2 protein-coding genes are annotated in these 3,869 nt (G+C 67.9%); both read right to left on the bottom strand.

All coding sequences use genetic code 11. The features are described 5' to 3' along the window. Positions 1–33: 33 nt before the first annotated feature. Complete coding sequence (locus ABIB60_RS22350; protein ID WP_354582554.1) at positions 34–3,054, bottom strand: Tn3 family transposase; 3,021 nt, start codon at positions 3,052–3,054, stop codon at positions 34–36. 9 nt (positions 3,055–3,063) lie between these two features. After that, positions 3,064–3,654, bottom strand: coding sequence for a recombinase family protein (locus ABIB60_RS22345; RefSeq protein ID WP_354582553.1), 591 nt, complete (start codon positions 3,652–3,654; stop codon positions 3,064–3,066). Positions 3,655–3,869: the final 215 nt, after the last annotated feature.

Raw genomic sequence — 3,869 nt, 5'->3', positions numbered from 1 at the left:
GGGGTAGCACAAGAGTAAGAACAGAAATTCCCGTTAGGGCAATTGAGCGAGCTGTTCCTCCAGGCTCGTCGGGTCGCGTAGCGGGCGCAGTTGCCCGGCGGCAATGCCCTCGGGCAAGGTGAAATCGTAGCGGCCCAGCATGTTGATGTGTTCGTGCAGCAAGGGCGAGAGCCGGGCCACATCACCTGGCTCCGGCGGTTCGGCCACGGCCTGGTGTTGTTCCAAGGCTTGTTGCAGATAACGCGTGTTCCACAGCACCAGGGCGTTGACGACCAGGCCGAGTGCCCCCAACTGGTCTTCCATGCCCTCGCGGTAGCGCTGGCGCAGTTCGCCTTTCTTGCCGTGGAAGACGGCCCGCGCCACGGCGTGGCGCCCCTCGCCCCGGTTGAGCTGCACCAGGATGCGCCGACGGTAGGCCTCGTCCTGCACGTAAGCCAGCAGGTACAGGGTTTTCTCGACCCGCCCGACTTCGGCCACGGCCCGCCCCAGCCCGGAGAGCGAGCCGGCCCGCTGCAGCGTGCGCATGACGGCCGTGGCTTTGACCTTGCCCAGTTTGAGCGAGCCGGCCAGCCGCAGCATGTCGTCCCAGTGGTCGGCGATGAGGCGGGCATTGACCACGTGGCGGCTCAGCTCGTTAAGCTCGCCGTAGTCATCCTCTTTTTCCAGCCGCCAGAAGCGCTGGTCCGGCAAGTCGGCCAGCCGGGGACTGAAGCGGTAGCCCAGCAGCGCAAACAGGCCAAAGACCACGTCGCTGTAGCCGTGCGTATCGGCCATGATTTCCTTAGGGTCCAGGCTCGTTTGCTGTTCCAGCAGCCCGGCCAGAATGAAGAGCGAGTCGCGCAGGGTGCCGGGAATGACGATGCCGTGAAAGCCCGTGAACTGGTCGCTGGTGAAGTTGTAGTAGGTCACGCCGCGCTCCGAGCCAAAGTATTTGCGGTTCCAGCCCGCGTGAATCGTGCGCACGGGCACCACGAAGCGCATGCCATCGGCCGAGGCGACTTCCCCGCCGCCCCATGCCTGGGCCAGGGGCAACCGCGCCTGGGCCTCCACCAGGCGGGCGTTGGCGGCGGTCAGCGTTTCCACCCGCAGGTAGTTTTGCTGCACCCACGAGAGATGCGGCAGCGTTAGGGCCGGCACCTCGGCGCGGGCCACCGTTTTCAGGCCGATGTTGCACGCCTGGGCCAGTAACACGGCGCAGATGCTCAGCGGCAGGTCCGGGGCAGCGGGCTGCCCATCGGCCACGTGGGTGAACGCCCGGGCGAAGCCGGTGAAAGCGTCCACTTCCAGCAGCAGAGCCGCCAGCTCGACCTGGGGCAGGCGCTGGGCCAGCTGTGCCCGGAGCGTGCGCAGTTGGTTGGACTCGGTTTGGGCGGCCAGCGCACTGAGGCTCACGTAGGGCTGCCCGTCTTCTTCGAGCACTTGCAGGGCCGTGTTGTGGGGCAGGTTCGTGCTCACGTCGGTATAAGCCGCAGCTAGCTGCTGCTGCCAGCGGGCCAACTCGACCTGCGGGTCGGTGGCCCGTTCCAGGGCCCGGGCCACCGAGTCGCGGACCTGCTCCCAGGCCTCGCCGCGCAGCAATTCGGCCCGCGGGTCGCCGTAGCGCTCGCTGCGGCGCACGAACACGTCGCGGCGGCGCAGCGCCTGGTGCAGGCGCTCCACCACGCAGAGCGTGTAGGCGGGCGGATGGACCTGGCCTTTGGCCGGAAACACCCGCCGGGCCCACCGGCGCGGCACCACCGCGCGGGGCGCACTCGCCCACTTCGGGCACCCCCGGCCGCCCGTTTCCTGGACCTGCAGGAAGCGCCAGGCATCGAGCAGGGGCTTGGCGGCGGGCGTGCCCTCCAACACGACCCCGCGCAGCAACGCCGGCAGAAAGCGCCGCACCGTGGCGTAGCGCGTGCTCAGGGCCTGCACCAGCGGGTCCTCGTCGCTGCGGGCCAGGTCCTGCACTGCATCCGCCGCTTCGCGCAGGGTGTCCTTGCTGAACCGGTCGAGCACGTGCTGGCGCAGGTCGGCGTCCGGTACGGCCTCGTCGAGCAGCAGGCGCACGGCCTGCTCCAGCACCAGGGCCGCCTGGTCCAAATCCTTGAGCGAGCGCAGGCGCTCGCGGCGGCGGGTGGTTTCCCCGCTCAGGGCCAGCGTGGCCATCAGTCCGTCGAAGAGGTCGAGGATATCATCGGTGGCCGTGCGCTCCAGGGTCTGGGCGAACACGAGCAACGTGGCCAGGCGGCGCTCCTCGCTCATGCGCAACAGGGTCTGGGCCCAAGCGGACTGGGCGTGCCGGGCCAGGCGCGCCAGCCGGGCTTCGGGCAAATCCTGCACGGGCACTTCGCTCACCCCCAGGGCCCGAATCTGGTCCAGGCGGCGCAGGGCGGCCACCAAAGCGGGGGCCGAAACCCGGGTGGGGGCCGTGCGCAGGACTTCCAGCGGGGTGAGGCGCTCCCCCGGCCCCGCTTGCACCAGCGCTTCGAGGGCCGCTTGCTGCGCCGGACTCAGCCGGGCGCGCAGCTGGCGGTAGAGGTGACGGCCCGTGCGCTCGCGAACCCGGGCAATCAGGCGGGCCAGCACCGTGACGCCGGGCAGCACCACGCGCTGGGCTACCAAGTGGGCGGTCGCCAAATCGAAGAGCACGCTCGGCCGCACGGTACTGGTAGCTACCTGGGCGTAGAGCCAGCGGGTGAGCCGAAAGGCCTGCCGCCCATCAAACGAGTGGTACTGCAGGTAGGCCTGAATCAGGGGCTGGTGCTCGTAGCCGGTGTTGAGCCGGTCCCGGTACGGTGCCAGCTGCTCCGGTGCCAGGCCGAGTTGGCTGGCCAGGGTCTGCACCACCACCGGGGGCACCTGCAGCGGGTCGACCAGAAAGGTGCCCAAAAAGCGCAGCGTCCCCAGCTGCACGGCACAGCCCAGGCGGGTATGGGGCAAGCGCCGCGCCGCCAGAAACTGCTTATCGGCCGCACTCAGGTAGAAAAACCGGGTGAGCTGCTCCGGGCTGGGGTCGGCGTGGTACTGACCGTAACGCGCGGCTTGCTCGTCACTGAGAAATTCGACGGGCATACGCGGCGCTTACTGGCTGGCCTGGCTGCCGCCCGTTGGAACGCCCAGGTGCGCGAGGTAGCGGTAAATGGTGGCCCGGCCGACGCCGAGCAGCTGCCCGATTTCGGCCGCCGTCTTGTCCTGCTGCAGGTACAGGGTCTTCGCGGCCTGCGCTTTCGACAAGGCCTCTTTGGAAAGCCCCTTCGGCCGGCCGCCCTGCCGGCCGCGGGCGCGGGCGGCCGTCAGTCCTGCCCGGGTCCGTTCGCGGATGATGTCGCGCTCAAACTCGGCCAGCGAGGCAAACAGGTTGAACATGAGCCGGCCCTGGGCCGTGGTCGTATCCAGGTGGTCCTGCAAGCTGACGAAGTGGATGCCCTTGTCCTGAAAACCGGTCACCAGCGTGACCAGGTCTTTGAGCGAGCGGCCCAACCGGTCCAGCTTCCAGACCACGAGCGTGTCGCCCGGCCGCAGGCGGGTCAGCAGGTGTTGGAGGGCCGGCCGCTCTTTTATGGACGACACTTTTTCCTGGGCTACCTCGGCGCACCCGTAGGCCTGCAAGGCATCGGTCTGCAGGTGCAGCTGCTGGTCGGGGGTACTGACGCGGGCGTAGCCGAAAATCATAGGCGGTATTCTCAGGAAGTCAACGGAGGCAAAGATAGCGAGCCGTTGATTCGTGAGAACAGCACATGAGACATTTATTGCTAGCCTCCGCAACCTTCCAAACTAGCGAGACTACTGGGCCGAAAAAACGCCCGTTTTCTGAGACACCCCGCCTGCCCAAAATCCGACCCGGCGGCCCTAACGGGAATTTCTGTTCTTACTCTTGCGCTACCCCT

The organism is Hymenobacter sp. UYP22, from assembly GCF_040547285.1.
GTDB lineage: Bacteria > Bacteroidota > Bacteroidia > Cytophagales > Hymenobacteraceae > Hymenobacter.
Note: the sequence above shows the minus strand (reverse complement) of the source record. Positions and strands in the feature narration are given on the sequence as shown.

Excerpts from the sequence above, each read along its gene's own strand:
- ABIB60_RS22350 (WP_354582554.1), bottom strand. The coding sequence starts at position 3,054 with ATGCCCGTCGAATTTCTCAGTGACGAGCAAGCCGCGCGTTACGGTCAG.
- ABIB60_RS22345 (WP_354582553.1), bottom strand. The coding sequence starts at position 3,654 with ATGATTTTCGGCTACGCCCGCGTCAGTACCCCCGACCAGCAGCTGCAC.